The following is a 15,276-nucleotide window of genomic DNA, read 5'->3' as shown; positions in this document are numbered from 1 at the left end:
TTTGCTCTCTCCATTGTCATTATTCAGTGCGGAATGCAGCAGCGAGGGTTTTCACCGCTTGGATGTTACGTGGTCCTGGGGTTGCCTCGACATATTCCAGCGTGACGAAACGGTCGTTCTTCACGGCATCCATCTCTGCGAAGGCCGGGTTTGACATCATGAATGCGCGTTTCTCTTCCGCGGTCACATCGCCATAGTTCACAATCACGATGATTTCTGGGTTGCGTTCAACCACGGCTTCCCAACCGATTGTGGACCAGCTTTTTTCCAGATCATTGGTGACGCTGACGCCGCCTGCGGCTTCGATCAAAGCGTTTGGCATGGCGTAACGACCGGCTGTGAAAGCTGTGTCTTCACCGCTGTCATAAACGAACACGCGTGGGGCTTGTTCCAAAGGGGACAGGGTTGCTGTGAATTCTGCAAGATCCGTGCGGTAACCAGCCACGAGGGCTTCGGCTTTTTCGGTCACATCGAAAATCGTGCCAAGGTTCAGGATGTCGTTATACATGTCATCCATGCTAGCGGCGCTTTTTTCGCCAATGTGAATGCAGCTTTCGGTCAACTCATAAACATTGATGCCAAACGGCGCGAGCGTGTCTGGCGTGACTTCGCCGCCCACTTTCATGCCATAGTTCCAACCCGCGAAGAAGAAATCCGCGTCAGCACCGATCAGGACTTCTTTGCTTGGGTATTTGGAAGACAGTTCGGGCAATTCTTCCACGCCAGCCGTCATGTTTTCATCCAAAGTCTTCCAGCCAGAAATACCAGTGTAACCCACCATGCGGTCCGCAAGGCCAAGCACCAGCATCATTTCGGTCAGGTTCACATCATTTGAGATCGCCGCTTGGGGCGGGGTGTCAAATGTCACGCTGCGATCGCAGCTTTGTACCGTGACTTCTGCGAAAGACGCTGAGGCAAATGCTGTGGTCATCAAAGCGGCGGCAAGCGTTGTGTTGCGAAGTTTCATGGGAAGTTCCTTTAGTCAGATAAGTGGAATGTGAGATGTGGCTTGTTGCTTGGCTGCAATCGTTCGAGTTGGGCATTAACGCGGAATGCCTCGGAGACGAGGGTTTCGGTCAACACCTCATTGGGTGCGCCGAAACCTTTTGTGTGGCCATGTTCAAGCAGTAAAATTTGGTCGCAAACCTCAGCCGCCATGTTCAGGTCATGCAGGGACACCACGATGGTCAGGTCAAGGTCGCGGATCAGGCTAAGGATCTGCAGTTGATGGCGAATGTCCAAGTGGTTTGTGGGTTCATCCAGCACAAGAACCTGGGGTTCTTGGGCCAGGGCGCGTGCAACCATGGCCCGCTGGCGTTCCCCACCAGAGAGGGTGGAAAGGTCACGATCTGCGAGGCTTTCGAGGTTTAAACGTGCCAAGGAGGCGTCGACGATGTCATTGTCTCGGGTGCCCGGTGTGGCATAGCCAATGCGATGTGGTGTCCGACCCAATGTCACGACTTCCCGGACAGTCAGCCCAAAGGAGCTTGGCTGTTCTTGCAAAACGGCGGCCACTTTGCGTGCGGCGGCGCGTGGGGTCAGGGCCCAAAGATCCATGCCGTCTACTAGGATTTTGCCAGTTGACGGGGTGTGATAGCGGTAAATCATGCGCAAAAGCGTCGACTTGCCAGCCCCATTTGGCCCCACAATCCCCAAAACGTGACCCGCAGGCAGTGCGAAACTGGTTGGATGAAGCAGATAGGGTTGGCGTTTTGCTGGCCGCCAACTGATGTCTTCAACGATAAGTTCAGCGGCATTCATGCGACACGCACTTTGCTGTCTTCCGTGGCCAAAAGCATTGCGGGCACACGGGCAAGCGTATGTTTTCGCAGCTTTCCGGGGCGATCTACGGAAGAACACCAGCCATCCCCAAGCACAGCGTATTGTTTTGCAAATTCAACCAGATCATCGACGTCTTCGTCGGGTTCAATATCGCCGAACAGATAGGTTGCCTTTTGGGTGCCATGATAGGCAACCGTACAGGGATGATCGCAGCCCGCCATGCAAGCCACGCCTGAAATCGCAAAATCTTCGGCGATTGAATCACCGGCTGCGTCTATTGCGGCGCGCAGCTTTGCGATCAATTCATACCCTGGTTGACACTGGGTGCCTTTGTTTTTGCAAGATGTGCAAATTGTAATTCTATGTGTAGATGATCCCATGTCGCCCTCCGCGAAATTGCGGGGCGCTAATGGTGCATTCAGGTGCACAAAGTTCGTTCTGCAAAGCCATCGCGGCCTCCTGTCCGGACGCCCCGCCCGGGTTGAAGTTACATTATGATGGCAGGTCTCCTGACTTGTGGGTTGTCACTTGCCCGAACCTTCCCAAACGCTGTGCGTTCAGTGGTGTTACCGGGGTCGCTCGCCACATACAGTTGCGGGGGCAGTTACGGATTTGGCGCCTTTTGGCTATTCCTTACCGTATTCCCATTTCATTCCGGAATCACATTTGGATCCCAGAAACCATCGCGATATGGTGTCGGATAATTTGCCGCCTTGGTCAAGTGCCTTGGTCACGGACAATTGGGCGGTCGTCGTTTCTTTTTGCTTGTGTCTGCGGAAAACACGCTTCCATATGGCAAATAAGCGTTCAACGATTTGATCGGCAATGGGGATGGCATATGGCGTCAATCGACGAAAAACTGGTAAGTTTGAGGCATGAATTCCACCGTGATCCCGAACTGGGATTTCAGGAGGTACGCACAAAAGCCAAAGTGGCGGCTTATCTAAAGGACCTTGGCCTGGAGGTGCATGAAGGTGTTGGCGTGGTGGGTGTTTTGCGTATGGGCAATGGCAATCGTTCCATCGGCATTCGGGCAGATATGGACGCTTTGCCGATCCATGAAACCAGCACCCATGATTACGTGTCTAAGACACCGGGCGTGATGCACGCTTGCGGTCATGACGGGCATACGACCATGCTTTTGGGCGCGGCTGAGAAACTGTCTGTGTCGCGTGATTTTGATGGCACCGTGGTGTTCCTGTTTCAGCCAAACGAAGAACATGGGCTGGGGTCGCAAGCGATGATTGATGAAGGCGTTCTGGCACAATTTCCCATCGACGAGGTCTATGCGATCCATAATTTGCCCGGTGCACCTGTGGGGCAAATTTCCACACGAGTGGGTCAGATTTGTTCCAGCGAAAGCCTGTTTGAGATCACGATAAATGGCAAAGGCGGTCATGCATCGATGCCGCAAGTGGGCGTGGATACCATCACTGTGGGTGCGGAAATGGTCTTGGCGTTGCAAACGATTGTGGCGCGAAAAATGGCGCCTGGGGCGGGCGTGGTTGTTTCGATCACTGAGTTCCTAACAGACGGGCAGCGCAATGTGTTGCCGGGTCAAACCATATTGAAGGGGGATGTGCGCGCACGTTTGCCTGAGGATCGCAACGATTTGGAACGCTTCATGCGCCAGATCAGCAATGGTATCGCTGCGGCCCATGGTGTTGATGTTTCAATGAGCTTTGACACGCAATTCATCGAGACCATCAATGCGCAAGATCCAACAGATGCAGTTGCCCGCGTGTCCAAATCCATGGGGCTGGATACGATTTCTGATCGTCCCCCCATGAGCTTTTCTGAAGATTTCGCCCATTTCAGCGCTGCGGTGCCCGGGTGCTTTCTGCTGCTTGGCAACGGGGAAGAAGGGCCGAATGGGCAACCTTTGCACGCCGCTGACTACGACTTTAACGATGACCTTCTGACGATTGGTTCGAACTTTTGGGCAGCCTTGGTTCGAGATCGTTTACCACTGAGACAGGATAAAGAATGACAGATTTATTCCCCCCCGCGAAACTTGGGCATGTTGCGGCAAACATGGTCGCTGGCGATGCGGCACATCGCGTTTTATCGGAACAAGATTTCGCTCAAGCACGCGCTGAGATTATGCAATGGGACGGATATTGCGCGACACCGCTTGTGTCTTTGCCTGCGTTGGCTGCGAAAATTGGCGTTGGCGAAATCCTGTATAAAGACGAAGGCCCGCGATTTGGCTTGGGCAGTTTCAAGGCGCTTGGTGGATCTTATGCGGCGCAACGCGTGTTGCAACGTGAGGTCAGCAAGGCAGTTGGCCAAGATGTGTCATTGGAAGATATTCGCTTGGGTGCGTATAAAGATGAATGCGCCAAAATCACCTTGGTGTCGGCCACGGATGGCAACCATGGACGATCCCTTGCTTGGGGTTGCCAACGGTTTGGCGCGCCTTGCCGGATCTATATTCATGCGGAAGTCAGCGAAGGGCGGGCACAGGCGATGCGTGATCTTGGTGCGAATGTTGTTCGGATCACTGGGGATTACGATGCCTCCGTTTTGCTTGCCAAAAAGGAAGCAGAAGACAATGGTTGGTTCGTGGTATCTGATACATCTTGGCCTGGATATTCTGAGCCGCCGCGTGATGTGATGTCAGGCTATGGTGTGATGACCCAAGAAATCTGCGAGGCGTTGACGCAAGCGCCGACACATGTGTTCTTGCAAGGCGGAGTCGGGGGTTTGGCCGCGGGCGTGGTCGCAGGTATTCGCCAATATTGGGGGGAGAACGGCCCACGCGTTGTGATCGTGGAACCCAAATTGGCGGCGTGTCTGTTCGAAAGTGCGCGTGTGGGGAAAGCGGTGAATTTTGCCATTGTTGATGAAACATTGATGGCGGGTTTGTCTTGTGGCGAACCCTCTGGAATGGCGTGGGAAATCTTGGTGCAAGAAGCATCTGATTTCTTGACCATTCCCGAAAATATCGTGGCACCAGCGGTGCGCTTGATGGCCCGGCCTTTGGACAGCGATCCTGTGGTGGAAGCCGGGGAAAGCGCGATTGCGGGGCTTGCGGCGCTTGTTGCTGCGCGTATGGAGGACGACTTGTCAGGTCAGTGGGCTTGAACGCCGAAGCACGGATTTTGTTAATCGGGTCAGAAGGTGTCACCGACCCGGAAATTTTTGCTCAGATCATGGCGGGCAATCTTTAAGACCGTTAAGGTTTGGTTGCGATGGTGGCAATTTCCACCATCATCGCGATGCCATCGTTGAGGATCTCATCGGGGAAGTCATAATCTGGATTGTGCAGATCAGGGCGGTTTAGGCCAGCGCCCAGACCGAACATCGCACCAGTGTATCGTTTGGTTAACTCACCAAAATCTTCACCCCAGCGAAAGGGCTGCTTGATTGCGTTAAATTCCCGCTTGGTTTCACAGGCAGCGCGTTTGATGATGTCAAATCCGACCTGGTGATTGGTGGTGGCTGCGAATTCTTCACGTGTTTCTAATGTGACGCTAAGACCGTATTCGTCGGCAAGTGTATGGGTGTGGTCGGTCAACTCTTTCCACATGGTTTCAACGGTTTGGGCCAAGGCAGAGCGCAAAGTGAATTGAACTTCGCCCTGTGCGGGACATACGCCAGAGGCCTGCACGCCCATCTGATTATAAACGGGTACGACCAAAGCATATGCGTCTTCGCGGTCGTGTTTGGCTTGAATTTTGCGCGCCATGAGGGTCAATTCTGCAAGTGCAAAGGAAGGGCTGATGCCCGTTTCAGGTTGGGCGCTATGCGCTTCCTTCCCCGTCATTTTTATGGCCGCATATTTGACTTGGGATGCGAATGTGTCTGGCTTGCAAATGACTTGGCCCGCAGGGAAACCGGGAAGATTATGCAAGGCGAACACATAGTCTGGTGCAATCGACGCGAAGGCTTCGTGCAGGCAACAATTGCGGGCACCCGTGCCGGTTTCCTCATCTGGTTGAAACAGCAGGATCACACGACCATAGGCGGGGCGATCCGTTAAGGTTTGCGCGACACCGGCCATGATTGCCATATGCCCGTCATGGCCACATTTATGACCTACACCATCTTGTGTGGATCCATAGGGAATGTCGTTGATTTCGTGGATTGGCAACGCATCAAGCTCACAGCGCAATAGGACAGTCTTGCCCGGTGCCTTGCCATTATATACGGCGGCGAAACCCGACCCATCTAGGGAAATAATGTCGTCCGGCTGGGCGGTCTCAGTGAGAAAACTGCGCAAATATTTTGCGGTTTCTACTTCTTGGCGGGACAGCTCGGGGTGGGCATGAAGCCAGTGACGGAGGCTGATCAGTTGATCCAAGTTTATAGTCAAATCAAGGCCCTTTTGCTGCCGGTTGATGCTGTGCGGGATATCCCCGCACAGCATTGTTCGTTTGTCGTGTCTTAGCCCAAAACCTCGCGGACGGCCAACTCTGTATTTGTGATCACGATGTCGGCTTCGTCCTTTGTCAGGCAGAAAGGTGGGGCGAAACCAAGGATATCACCTTGCGGCATAGCGCGGCCAATCACGCCTTTCGAAGCCAATGCCGCAGAGACCGCGGCGCCAACTGTGGCAGAGGGATCAAAGAATTTGCGCCCGTCTTTTTGCTCAACGAATTCGATTGCTGCCAGCATTCCGACGCCGCGAATATCACCGACATTCGGGTGATCACCCAGGCGTTCTTGGAACCCTGTGCGCAGGTAGTCACCCATAACAGTGTTGTTTTCAATGAGATTTAGATCATCAATCAGTTTCAGGTTCGCAACCCCTGCAGCAGCCCCAATCGGGTGTGCTGAATAGGTCCAACCGTGACCGATTGGGCCGAATTCATCGGTTCCATCTTCCAGAACTTTCCAAATCTTATCCGACACTATGGACCCGGACAAAGGCGCATAAGCTGAGGTCAGCCCCTTGGCGATGGTGATAATATCGGGTTCCATCCCGTAGTGGGTGGACCCCATCATGGACCCGGTGCGACCAAAGCCCGTGACCACTTCGTCGGAGATCAGAAGGATGTCGTGTTTCTTCAGCACGGCCTGAATTGCGGGCCAATAGCCTTCGGGTGGGGGCACGATGCCGCCGGTGCCCAACACGGGTTCACCGATGAAGCCAGCAATATTTTCGGCACCTTCACGGGCGATCAGTTCTTCAAGCTTTTGAACACAATGAGCCGTGAAATCTGCCTCGGACATGTCGAGATCATCGCGACGGAAGTAATATGGCGCTTCGGTGTGGATGACCTGATCAAGCGGCAGATCGAACTTTTTGTGGAACAGTTCAAGACCCGTCAAAGACCCGGTTACAAGGCCTGATCCGTGATAGCCACGCCAGCGTGAAATGATCTTCTTCTTTTTCGGACGACCCAAGATGTTGTTATAGTACCAAAGCAATTTAACGTTGGTTTCATTGGCGTCGGACCCGCCAAGGCCAAAGTAAACCTTGGACATATTGGCCGGGGCGCGGTCCATGACCATCTTCGCAAGCGTGATGGACGCTTCGGTGCCATGGCCGACATAGGAATGATAATAGGCCAATTCATGGGCCTGGGCAGAGATGGCATCGGCGATTTCCGTGCGGCCATATCCGACATTTACGCAATATAGACCGGCAAAAGCATCCAGCAATTTCTTCCCATCGCGGTCTTCAATATAGACACCTTTTGCGCCGGAAATCACGCGGGTTGGCATGTCGCCGCGTGCGTGTTTGGCAAGGTGGGTCGAGGGATGGAAAAAGTTTTCGCGATCCCATTGGCTGAGTTGATCATTGTGCAGCATGTGTTTTCCTTAGCTCCAGTCTCGGCAGATGTATTTGATTTCAGTGAATTCTTCCAGACCCTGACGTGCGCCTTCGCGGCCTAAGCCAGATTGTTTGACGCCGCCAAACGGAATGGGCGGGCCTGTGACCGAGGTGCGATTGATCGCAACCATGCCAAATTCCAACGCGCGTGACATGCGATAAATGCGTCGGGGATCTTGGGTGTGTACATAGGCAACCAGCCCATATTCGGTATCGTTGGCGCGCTTGATGACCTCGTCTTCGCTGTCAAACGGTGTCAGGGCGGCGACGGGGCCGAAGGTTTCGTCCTGCATGATGCTGGCGTTCTGCGGCACGTCGATCAGAACAGTCGGGGGATAAAACAGCGACCCTTCGGCAAGACGTGCGCCGCCGAGGACCAACTTGGCACCTTTTGACAGGGCATCTGCGACTTGTTCTTCCTGTTTTTGCACAAGACGGTCATGCATCAAGGGACCCATGTCAGGGTCATCTTTGCCAGCACCCAGGGTTAGTTGACTTGCGGCATTCGTGAAGCGTGTGCAGAATTCGTCATAAATGCTGCGTGCAATAAACATCCGATTTGCGCCCAGACAATCCTGGCCGCCGGTCGCAAATTTAGCGTTGATCGCTTCACTGACGGCGCGGTCAAGATCGGCATCTTCAAAGACGATAAATGGGGCGTGTCCGCCCAGTTCCATGACCAGGTGTTTCATTGTGTTTGCGCATTGACGGTATAGAAGGCGGCCAACTTCGGTTGATCCTGTGAAGGATAGGGCGCGCACGCGGGTGTCGTCGCACCAGGGCGTTACAATGGTTTTTGCGTCTCCCGGCAACACGTTGAACACGCCAGCGGGCAGGCCCGCTTCATCCGCGAGTTGGGCGAGGGCCAGCGCGGATAAAGGGGTTTCCGCTGAAGGGTGCGCAACGATGGTACAGCCTGCGGCAAGGGCGGCTGCCGCTTTGCGGGTTAACATCGCCGAAGGGAAGTTCCAGGGCGTGATTAAGGCAACGACGCCAATGGGTTCGCGCCAAAGTTCGACCTCGGCCGTGGGCAGGTGGCTGGTGATGCCTTCGATATTGGGGCGGCGGGCTTCTTCTGCGTAGAAGTCGACGAAGCTTGCGGCATAGTCGATTTCGCCTCGCGCCTCAGAGATGGGTTTGCCTTGTTCCGCGACCATGATCCAAGCCAAGTTTTCGCGGTTTTCGATGATCTTTGCGTGCCATTTCTTTAACAGTGCTGCACGGTCTTGGGGCAAAAGGGCGGCCCAGGCGGGGAAAGCGTTTCGCGCGACGGTTACAGCCTCGGCAGCTGCCGTAGCGGTCATGGCGCTGACATTTGCGATGACCTGGCCGTTCGCGGGGTCTGTCACCGGGAATGTGCTGGTGCCCGGGACCCATTCACCATTGATGAAGGCATTGGTTTTCATCAGCGGCCCTGTGGGAATGGATGTGTTCTGCGCGGAGGGATTTTTGTGCGACATATTTCGGTTCCTGTGTTGGAGAGGACACTAAGGAGAAACGAAAGATGATGAGGCTGAAGTTGCCTGAGTTTACAGAATAATCAGCTTAATTTTGGCGCTAGGTCGGATTATTCATCTGTTTTGTCGCCCAGAAGATGCAGTGGAGGGCCGGGGCTGCGCACGGTTTTGGTGACGATATAGGAATAATAGCGTGCGATATCGCCTGAGGTTTCCAGGATGGTTTCGATCAATTCTTGATAGGCTTCGATTGATGATGTGACGACTTGAATTAAGTAATCATAGCCCCCGCCAATGGCCCAACACCCGGTGATTTCGGGATGAGCTCCAATGGTGCGTTCAAAGGATTGAAACCGGGCAGCTGCGTGTGAATCCAGCTCTATTGTGACGAAAACAGTGATTGCGCCGGGCAGTTTGCGCAGGTTGATCTGTGCGTGATAGCCCGAGATCAGCCCAGACTTTTCCAGACGGCGCAGACGTTCCCAACAAGGTGAAGGGGACAGCCCAACCTTTTGTGCGAGCGCTGCTTTTGTGATGCGTCCGTTGTCTGAAAGCACCCGAAGAATTTGGAAATCGATACGATCGAGCTTAAGCATACCGATCTATATCCTTGGGATGGTCTGGGATCAATGCGTAGGGCGTTGATCCCAGATTGGCGCAATAATTAGTCTCGTTCTGTTTGCATGCGGCGTTCCAACCAACGGACACCTGACGAAACGATCAGAATCAACACCAGATATTCAAGCACAAGGATGGTGTAAATTTCGAGCGGGCGATATTCGCTGACCACCAATTCATTTGCCTTGCGTGTCAGTTCTTGCATGCCGATGACAGACACAAGGGATGACATTTTTAGCATATATACCAATTGGTTGCCGAGGGCAGGCAGGATGCGGCGGATGGCTTGCGGCAAGATCACGAAACGCATCGTGTCAGTGTAGTTTAGCGACACGGAATGGGCCGCTTCGTATTGGCCTTTGTTGATGGATTGAATGCCTGCGCGGAAGATCTCGGCTTGGAACGCGCTGTCAGACAGGGCAAGGGCAAAGACACCGGCCCAGAAAACATTCAGCGTAATTCCGGTAACCTGGGGCAAGCCGTAATAGACCCAAAGTATCAAAACCAAGATCGGAACCGCACGCACGACTTCGACGTAAACACGGTTAATGTTTCGCACTGACCGCTTTTCCGAAAGGCCAGGAAGGGCCACCAACAGACCCACGGCGACGGATATGAGAATGGCGGTGAGGCTCATCAATATGGTGTTCCAGGCACCTGAGATCATGAAAGACAGGTTATTATAGCCGGATGTGGTCGTGGGATCGACGACATACCAGCCCCAGTTATTGGAACAACCGGACAGAAGAAATGCCACGGGGGCAAGCGTTAGAAAGCGTTTCATCGGGTGCTCCTTAGTGGCTTAGGATTTTTTGCAAAAAGTCTTTGCAGCGGTCGCTTTTTGGGGCGGTGAAGAAGGATTTAGCGTCGGATATTTCGACGATTTCGCCTTGATCCATAAAGACCATTTTATCCGCAACCCGACGGGCGAACCCCATTTCATGGGTGACACAGATCATGGTGATGCCGCTGTTTGCCAGTTCGGTCATCACGTCGAGAACCTCGTTGATCATCTCGGGATCAAGAGCGGAGGTGGGTTCGTCAAACAGCAATATCCGGGGTTCCATGCAGAGGGATCGTGCGATGGCGACGCGTTGCTGTTGCCCGCCAGACAGCTGGCGTGGGTATTTATCTGCCTGGTCTGCGATGCGCACCCGTTCAAGATACCCAAGCGCACGTTCGCGGGCCTCTTTTTCAGAGATTTTGAAGACACGCTTCGGACCTAATGTCAGGTTTTCAAGCACGGTGAGATGGGGAAAAAGATTGAACTGTTGAAAAACCATGCCGACGTTGGCGCGCACTTTATCAAGGCTTTCACGTGTATCGGTGAGTTCGATTCCGTCGACGATAATCTGACCTTTTTCGTGCTTTTCCAAGCGGTTAATACACCGAATAAGCGTGGATTTTCCCGACCCTGATGGACCGCACACAACAACTCGTTCACCAGGGGCGACAGAAAGGGAGACATCCTTCAAGGCCTGAAACGTTCCGAAGTATTTTGACAAATTTGTGATCCCAATAAGGGTATCGGTCGTGGTGGTTTCCATGCAATCCTCCCGTTAGCGCCTCAACAGCGAAGCAGAAAATTAACCTTCGCGCAATTTATTTATTTTCTTGCAATATTAATCGAGACACGCAAGGCTGAACAATCAGCTGCGAATAAGGAGAGGAAGATGAAGTTTTTGAAAACCTGTGCCGTTGCGCTTGTTGCGCTTGCCGGTACGATGCATTCGTCCACCGGAGCCCAGGCACAATCTGCCCTGCAGGAGATCCTGTCAGGAGGTGTGTTGAAAGTCGGGACAACGGGGGATTGGAACCCGATGAGTATGCGTGACCCGGCCACCAATTCTTATCGCGGGTATGACATCGATGTGATGACCCAGCTTGCGATGGACCTGGGTGTTGAAATCGAATTCGTGCCAACGGATTGGAAGACCTTGGTAAGTGGTGTGACCTCTGGGCAATACCACATGACCGGATCCGCTTCTGTATCGCCTGCGCGGGCGAAGGCTGCTGGATATTCTGACAGCTATTTTTCACTGGCGACTGTGCCGCTTGTCTTGGCATCCAACGGGGATCGTTTCCAGGATTGGGGTGATTTGAACCAAGCGGATGTGACTGTTGCGGCGACACTTGGCACAACTCAAGAAACCCAAGTGAAGGAGTTCTTTCCGGATGCGCAGCACCGTATTGTTGAGGCCCCAGCGCGTGATTTTCAAGAGGTCCTTTCTGGTCGTGCGGATGCCCATATCACATCAAATGTTGAGGCGAACAAACTGGTCGCGCAATATTCTCAGATGATGATTGTGCCCGTGGAAGAACCACGCGCACCAACCCCGATTGCGATGTTATTGCCCCAAGCTGATCAGGTTTGGATCAACTATGTGAACACTTGGATTCGCTTGAAGCAGGAACAGGGTTTCTTTGAGGAACTTGGCGAGAAATGGCAGCTTCTTTAAGCCGCTGAGATAATTTGGACCGGCGTGTGGTGACATATGCCGGTTTTTTCTATTGGGGGGTAACATGCTGAAAATATACGCCATTCCGGTTAGCCTATATTGTGCAAAGCTACGCATTTTGTTGCGGCACAAGGGTGTGCAATGGGAAGAAGTGCCCCCGCCGGGCGGATATGGATCGGATGTGTATAAAGCGATTGTGCCGTCTGGAAATTTACCGGCTTTGCACGATGGTGATTTACTTTTGACGGATTCTGAGGCCATTGCTGAATATCTGAACGAGACGCAACCTTGGCCCGCGATGTTGCCAAGCGAGGTGACGCTGCGTGCAAAGTCTCGGGCGTTGGGACGTTTCCATGACACGCGCCTTGAGCCGGAATTACGCCGTATTTTTGGGCAGATAAGACCCGATACACGCGATGCAGATGTTGTTGGGCGAGCAGGTGACGCAATTTCGGGTCATCTGAGTGTACTGGCGAAATTGCTGGTGGATGCGGATCTGCCGCGTGATCAATTGTATCTCTGTGATTGCGGATTTGCGATTACATTTGAGTGGCTTGCAAGCTTCGAGAAACATGTCGGTCTTGCGTTGAACTGGCCTGATGAGGTCCGGCAATATCGTATGGACCTTGCCCGTTTGCCGTCAATTGCGGCTGAATACGCTGATTATTTGCCGAAACTTGAGGCATATATGAAGGACAACACCTAATGCGTTTGAGTGAGATGACCTGGCAAGAAGCTGAGGCCCATTTTTTCGGTCAGCCCGCAGTTATTCTGCCGACAGGATCGATTGAACAACACGGCCCGATGGGGTTGATTGGGACGGATGCGATTTGTGCCGAACAGATCGCGTGGCGGGCTGCGGATCAAGCAAAGGCGGTGGTTGCACCGACGGTTTCCTACGCGCCTGCGCCGTTCAATATGGGGTTCCCTGGCACAATGTCATTGAGCGCGGATCTGTGGCAGGCGATGATGCTTGAGCTGTTCAACGGCTTGCACCATCAAGGGATTTCAAAGGTTTACGTGATCAACGGACATGGCGCGAATCTTGCGCCACTGCGCGCGGCGGCGGCAGATTGCGGTGCCGATATCCGCATTCGCAGTTGGTGGGATTTTGAGCCGGTGAATGTGTTGCGCCGGAAATGGTATGGCGATTGGGAAGGGATGCACGCAACCCCTTCCGAGATTTCGATCACGCAGGCGACCCATCGGGCGATTGCACCGGGCGACGCAGCGGAACCGCCTGAATTCCTGACGCCAGAGTTTGTGAAAGCCCATGCGGGTGACAAGCATGGCCCTGCGGACGAGCATCGGCGGGATTTTCCCGACGGGCGAGTGGGATCTCATTCGGCGCTTGCCCAGGTGGATCATGGGCATGCGTTGTTGAACGCCGCCGCGACGAGCGTTGCTTTGGATTTCCGTGATTTTGTCGCATCTTAAGTTTGCGTGGAAATAAATTAATTGCGCCTAGGTAAATTATCTGCTTCGCTGGAGGCAACATATCTGACCCAAAATCACCTTCGATCAACGAGGGTGGGGGCGGATGATAACATCTTGAAGGAGCCAGCATGTCCGCTTGGATTGAAATGATCTCGGATGAGAACGCCGACGAACCCCTGAAAAAGGCACTTGATTTTGCGCGGACGCCCCATGGAACGGTCGATAATGTGATGCGTGTTCATTCGTTGCGACCGCAAACCATGAACGGCCATGTTGTGCTGTATCGCGCCTGTCTGCACGATGATAGCAACACCATTCCCATGTGGTTCCAAGAGGTGATCAGTTCTTATGTGTCGACGCTGAACACCTGCCCCTATTCTTATGCAAATCACTGGTCGAATGCCCGGCATTTGATCGGTGATGAAGATCGTGCGGATAAGGTCGAAGCCGCGTTAAAGGCGCACCGCCCGGAAGATGCGTTCGAGGGGGGGCAGCTCGCGTTGCTGCAATACACTGAAAAATTGACATTAAATCCAGGCAAGATGGAAAAAAGCGATGTGGATGCGCTGAAAGCCGCTGGCGTTCCAGATGGTGAAATCCTGGAAGCCAATCAAATCATTGGATATTTTAACTATGCCAATCGATTGTTAAATGGCTTGGGTGTGACCACCGATGGCGACACCGTCGGGTATTACGCCAAAGATTAAACTTGCGCCTTGTGCAATTATTTGCATAACCTGCAAATAATTGCACATACATCAACAGGAGGCCCCCATGGGTTACGCAGAAGCAAAGCAGGTCGAAAGTGACATCATCCCGGTTGTGGATATCACGGGCCTTCGCGATGGTAGTGATCCGATGGGGGTCGCCAAAGCCTTACATGCGGCGAACACGGGTTTGGGGTTCATCTACATCAAAGGCCATGGCATCCCTGAGGATCTGATCAATGCAGTCCGCGCCAAAGCCTTCGATTTTTTTCGTTCCGATGAAGCCAGCAAAGAAGACGTGCGTATTGATGCCAGTCATCGCGGTTGGTTGCCGCAAGGTGGCGCGAAGATGCAAGATGATGCTAAAGCGGATCTGAAAGAAAGCTTTGTTTGGGGCTATCAAAATGATGCGGGCACATTGCCTGACAGCCATGAACTGCGCGGTCACAACCAATGGCCCAAAGCCATGCCCGAGTTGCAAGACCTTTGCATGCAGTATTTCACGGCCGCCCATGGTGTTGCTGAACATTTGATGCAGGGCTTTGCGATGGGTCTTGGTTTGGATAAGAATTTTTTCCTGCAAACCAATGATGCACCCCTGTCGCGCAATTCATTTGTTTATTACCCGGTTCAGGATGAAAGTGCTGGGAAGGACCAATTTGGCGTTGGACCACATACTGATTTTGGAGTGCTGACAGTGCTGTGCCAAGATTCGGTTGGCGGATTGCAGGTTGAAAATATCGATGGTGAATGGATCCAAGCGCCGCCGATTGAGGGCACATTGATCGTTAACGTCGCGGATCTTCTGAACCGCTGGACGGATGGTGCCTATAAATCAACGCCGCATCGCGTGGTGAACAGTTCTGGCAAGGAACGCCTGTCGCTGGTATTGGCCTATGATCCGAACCCAGAAACTATGATTGATGCGAAAGATGTATTCGGCGCTGATTACGCCCCGAAAGAAGATCCCATCACCTGTGGAGAATATTTGAACTGGCGTTTTGCCAAGGCGTTTTCCCACAAGAAAGGCTGAT

Annotated in this window: 16 protein-coding genes and 1 riboswitch; of the genes, 7 read left to right on the top strand and 9 right to left on the bottom strand. The window is 53.2% G+C overall.

Annotated elements, in window-relative coordinates; all coding sequences use genetic code 11:
* Positions 1 to 19: 19 nt before the first annotated feature.
* Genes RJ38_RS15770 through RJ38_RS15760 form a run of 3 tightly spaced genes read right to left on the bottom strand, consistent with a single transcriptional unit; the run spans position 20 to position 2,162 of the window.
* The gene (locus RJ38_RS15770) at positions 20 to 967 is read right to left on the bottom strand and encodes an ABC transporter substrate-binding protein (RefSeq protein ID WP_039019839.1); all 948 of its coding nucleotides are present in this window, start codon (positions 965 to 967) and stop codon (positions 20 to 22) included.
* An 11-nt stretch (positions 968 to 978) separates the two neighbouring features.
* The gene (locus tag RJ38_RS15765) at positions 979 to 1,761 is read right to left on the bottom strand and encodes an ABC transporter ATP-binding protein (protein WP_039019838.1); all 783 of its coding nucleotides are present in this window, start codon (positions 1,759 to 1,761) and stop codon (positions 979 to 981) included.
* Positions 1,758 to 2,162, bottom strand: a complete 405-nt coding sequence (locus tag RJ38_RS15760) for a DUF1636 family protein (protein WP_039019837.1) — start codon at positions 2,160 to 2,162, stop codon at positions 1,758 to 1,760. Before RJ38_RS15760 ends, RJ38_RS15765 begins: the two co-directional genes overlap by 4 nt.
* A 102-nt stretch (positions 2,163 to 2,264) precedes the next feature.
* Positions 2,265 to 2,482: riboswitch (cobalamin riboswitch) on the bottom strand.
* Positions 2,483 to 2,620: 138 nt separating this feature from the next.
* Between RJ38_RS15760 and RJ38_RS15750 the strand changes: the two genes are divergently transcribed.
* Both RJ38_RS15750 and RJ38_RS15745 read left to right on the top strand, forming a co-directional pair.
* Positions 2,621 to 3,772, top strand: coding sequence for an amidohydrolase (locus RJ38_RS15750; protein ID WP_039019835.1), 1,152 nt, complete (start codon positions 2,621 to 2,623; stop codon positions 3,770 to 3,772).
* Positions 3,769 to 4,869: a diaminopropionate ammonia-lyase gene (locus RJ38_RS15745; protein ID WP_238321737.1), complete on the top strand. Its 1,101-nt coding sequence runs from the start codon at positions 3,769 to 3,771 to the stop codon at positions 4,867 to 4,869. Before RJ38_RS15750 ends, RJ38_RS15745 begins: the two co-directional genes overlap by 4 nt.
* 91 nt (positions 4,870 to 4,960) lie before the next feature.
* Here the strand turns inward: RJ38_RS15745 and RJ38_RS15740 are convergent, their stop codons facing one another.
* From RJ38_RS15740 to RJ38_RS15715, 6 genes are all read right to left on the bottom strand, one after another.
* On the bottom strand, positions 4,961 to 6,100 hold the full coding sequence (locus RJ38_RS15740) for an amidohydrolase (RefSeq protein ID WP_039019872.1): 1,140 nt from the start codon (positions 6,098 to 6,100) through the stop codon (positions 4,961 to 4,963).
* Positions 6,101 to 6,171: 71 nt separating this feature from the next.
* Entirely contained in the window at positions 6,172 to 7,542 is a 1,371-nt protein-coding gene (locus RJ38_RS15735) for an aspartate aminotransferase family protein (RefSeq protein WP_039019834.1), read from the bottom strand.
* Positions 7,543 to 7,551: 9 nt separating this feature from the next.
* A complete protein-coding gene (locus RJ38_RS15730; RefSeq protein ID WP_420319425.1) occupies positions 7,552 to 8,970 on the bottom strand; it encodes an NAD-dependent succinate-semialdehyde dehydrogenase in 1,419 nt (472 codons plus the stop codon).
* Positions 8,971 to 9,131: 161 nt separating this feature from the next.
* Positions 9,132 to 9,617 (bottom strand): Lrp/AsnC family transcriptional regulator, encoded by a 486-nt coding sequence (locus RJ38_RS15725; protein WP_039019832.1) that lies wholly within the window; start codon positions 9,615 to 9,617, stop codon positions 9,132 to 9,134.
* Between the two features lie 68 nt (positions 9,618 to 9,685).
* Positions 9,686 to 10,423, bottom strand: a complete 738-nt coding sequence (locus tag RJ38_RS15720; protein ID WP_039019831.1) for an amino acid ABC transporter permease — start codon at positions 10,421 to 10,423, stop codon at positions 9,686 to 9,688.
* 10 nt (positions 10,424 to 10,433) lie between these two features.
* Positions 10,434 to 11,186, bottom strand: a complete 753-nt coding sequence (locus RJ38_RS15715; protein ID WP_039019830.1) for an amino acid ABC transporter ATP-binding protein — start codon at positions 11,184 to 11,186, stop codon at positions 10,434 to 10,436.
* 126 nt (positions 11,187 to 11,312) lie between these two features.
* On the opposite strand from RJ38_RS15715, the gene RJ38_RS15710 reads away from it, so the two are divergent.
* The 5 genes from RJ38_RS15710 to RJ38_RS15690 all read left to right on the top strand — a co-directional run bounded on the left by RJ38_RS15710 (position 11,313) and on the right by RJ38_RS15690 (position 15,275).
* A complete protein-coding gene (locus RJ38_RS15710; RefSeq protein ID WP_039019829.1) occupies positions 11,313 to 12,098 on the top strand; it encodes a transporter substrate-binding domain-containing protein in 786 nt (261 codons plus the stop codon).
* Between the two features lie 64 nt (positions 12,099 to 12,162).
* Positions 12,163 to 12,804, top strand: coding sequence for a glutathione S-transferase family protein (locus RJ38_RS15705; protein WP_039019828.1), 642 nt, complete (start codon positions 12,163 to 12,165; stop codon positions 12,802 to 12,804).
* Complete coding sequence (locus tag RJ38_RS15700) at positions 12,804 to 13,535, top strand: creatininase family protein (RefSeq protein ID WP_039019827.1); 732 nt, start codon at positions 12,804 to 12,806, stop codon at positions 13,533 to 13,535. The genes RJ38_RS15705 and RJ38_RS15700 overlap by 1 nt, the downstream gene beginning before the upstream one ends.
* A gap of 128 nt (positions 13,536 to 13,663) precedes the next feature.
* Positions 13,664 to 14,242: a carboxymuconolactone decarboxylase family protein gene (locus RJ38_RS15695; protein WP_039019826.1), complete on the top strand. Its 579-nt coding sequence runs from the start codon at positions 13,664 to 13,666 to the stop codon at positions 14,240 to 14,242.
* A 67-nt stretch (positions 14,243 to 14,309) separates the two neighbouring features.
* Positions 14,310 to 15,275, top strand: coding sequence for an isopenicillin N synthase family dioxygenase (locus RJ38_RS15690; RefSeq protein ID WP_039019825.1), 966 nt, complete (start codon positions 14,310 to 14,312; stop codon positions 15,273 to 15,275).
* The last annotated feature ends 1 nt before the right edge of the window (position 15,276 follow it).

This window comes from Halocynthiibacter namhaensis (assembly GCF_000812685.1).
Lineage (GTDB): Bacteria > Pseudomonadota > Alphaproteobacteria > Rhodobacterales > Rhodobacteraceae > Halocynthiibacter > Halocynthiibacter namhaensis.
The sequence above is the reverse complement of the archived record's forward strand: the minus strand, read 5'-3'. Positions and strand labels throughout refer to the sequence as shown.